We start from the raw sequence: 2224 nt of genomic DNA, 5'->3' as shown, positions 1-2224 counted from the left end.
ATGTGGATGCCGTCTTCCTGGATCTCATACGCGCACAACTCGTTCGAGTGCGCGCTGGCGCGCACCTTGACCACGGCCATGACGCGCAAAAGTCGACTCTCGACCTCAATGTAACGCTGCACGACGATCGCATCGGTCATGAACGCCGTGCCGTAGGGGCTGAAGCGCAGGTCGGTGTAACGGTCCTCCAGTTCGGAGGTCATCAGCACGGTGACGCCCTCGGCGGCGAGCGCCGATACCATGCGCGACAACGACTCCCGGAAGTCGGGGCGGAAGGTCGGCGCCAGGGCCAGTTCAAAACCCGAAAGGGAATCGATGACCACGCGCGTCGCACCCAGGCGACGGACCTCGGTAAGTAGAAGCAGGACGATTTCGTCGATCGAAAGGTCGGGGGCCTGGGTGTCAACCAGGCCCACCTTCCCCTGGGCGATCAATTCCGCCAACAGCGGGGATCGCTCGCGGTTGGGAATCTGCTCGAAAGCCGCGACGACGCCGGTTTCGCCGTTGCGCGCCCCTTCCACCAGGAAGGCCGCGGCAAGGATGCTCTTGCCCGATCCGGAGGGACCGGCCACCAACAACGAATAGCCCCGGGGCAGGCCGCCACCCAGCATCGCATCGAGTTTCGGCACGCCGGTGCCCAAGCGGGAACCCGGGGCGTCCGTCGCTGCCTTGGGGGATACGGGGGCCAACACCCGGGCCGGGGCGAACACTTTGATCCCGTCGTCATCGATCCGGAAGGTATGCAGGCCGGGCAGTGTCGGCTGGCCACGCATCTTCATGATCTCGATCTTGCGGACCATCGAGTTGCGCTGGACGCTCTGGCGAAGCCAGATCAGGCCGTCGGCCACGGTAAAAACGGGATTGGCATCGGTTTCGGTGAAGTATTCCCCGATCAGGAAAGTGGTGGCCTGCCAACTGGTCATCACCATGCCCAGTTTCTGCACAAACTGCTGCAGGCTGTTGTGCGCGTTGCCACCGGCATTGTTTGCCAGGACGACTGAGCGGAACGAGTCGACGAAGATGATCGCCGGATCGTGCCTTTCGACCTCGACGACGATCCGCTCAAGCACCTGATCCAGGTCACCGGCCAGCGTTTCTTCGGTCAGGTTGATGAAATGGATCGAGCCGTTGACCAACTCCGCATCGAAGAAACCGAACTGTTGCTGATAGCGCAGCATCTTCAGCGGCGGTTCGCCGAGCACCGTGAAATAAAGGGTCGGCCGCTCCGGTTTGGCCAGCGAGAACATGATCTGGTGCGCGAGCGTGGTCTTGCCACACCCTGGGGGGCCCGCGATGAGATTGAACGAAAACTCGGGCAGGCCGCCGCCCAGCACCTCATCCAGGCCCGGGACGCCGGTAGCCAGGCGAGTGATTGTCGATCGGGTGCTCATTGAGGAATATCCTGCATGAACCGGTTTAGCTGTTGTCCCAGATCGGACGGAGCAGTCGCTCCGTCAACGAGGGGCCGACCAAGCTCGATAGCAGCTCGTAGAACGTGCGAAAAAGTGCGCTGCCGCCATGGAGGGCGACCGTGTTGCCTTGTTGCATCAATGCGGCTTCCAGCGGTGCCAGGTCCAGCGCCGTGGGCAGGGCCTCGGTCACTCGGGGTAGCCATTCATGGGCCGCGCCGGTGAGGAACAGGCTCCGCTTGTAAAGCATGGCGACGCCTCTCTCCCCGAGGATGGGACCTAAGGCCATGTCGATCTCGTTCCAGATGGAAACGATGGATTGGGCGATTTCGGCAACGCCGGGTTCGTCGCCCGCCCGCCGTCCGAGCGCCTTAACGATCCGATCGCTCTCTAGACCAGCCACAGGAATGCCCTGCCCAATTTTTGGGACATAGACCCCCACCATACGCCCTCTTGGGTCAATGTGACGGTTTGGCGGGATTCAGAGACTTGGAGCGCTGCTGGGGCGAGGGGGGTGGCCTGCCTTCGGGGGTGCTGGAAACGAGCATTCTCCCCCTACTTGCCTTTCATGCATCCGATTACATGTCGATGATTACCAACGTGCCATAGCTTCCTGGTAACACCGAATGCGGCACACCCGCGACCGCGAGGTACATCTGTCCAGTCGTAACCACGACTTCTTCGCCCAGTACCTCCAGCATCATCTTTCCATTGATGACAAGAAGACCCTCGTTGTAGTCATGAGTTTCTTCCTCGTATGCCTGGTCGTCCATGCGAAGAACTTTGATGCGCGCCGGACCCACCTGTCCGGTGAT

General features: G+C 61.5%; 3 protein-coding genes. All 3 read right to left on the bottom strand.

Translation table 11 applies throughout. The annotated features are described in order from the left end of the window. A partial coding sequence (locus tag VK519_RS00680) for an ATPase domain-containing protein (RefSeq protein WP_324346687.1) occupies positions 1-1391 on the bottom strand: 1391 nt, incomplete at its 3' end. A 25-nt stretch (positions 1392-1416) separates the two neighbouring features. Continuing rightward, on the bottom strand, positions 1417-1854 hold the full coding sequence (locus VK519_RS00675) for a hypothetical protein (RefSeq protein ID WP_324346686.1): 438 nt from the start codon (positions 1852-1854) through the stop codon (positions 1417-1419). 133 nt (positions 1855-1987) lie between these two features. Further along, positions 1988-2224, bottom strand: a 237-nt coding sequence (locus tag VK519_RS00670; protein WP_324346685.1) for a cupin domain-containing protein, incomplete at its 5' end; no start/stop codon positions are given.

Origin of the sequence: Pinirhizobacter sp. (assembly GCF_035317885.1) — a bacterium.
Taxonomy (GTDB): Bacteria; Pseudomonadota; Gammaproteobacteria; order Xanthomonadales; family Rhodanobacteraceae; genus Pinirhizobacter.
This window is presented reverse-complemented; position numbering and strand designations above follow the sequence as displayed.

Coding starts and splice junctions, on each gene's coding strand:
- VK519_RS00675 (WP_324346686.1), bottom strand. CDS start 1,854: ATGGTGGGGGTCTATGTCCCAAAAATTGGGCAGGGCATTCCTGTGGCT.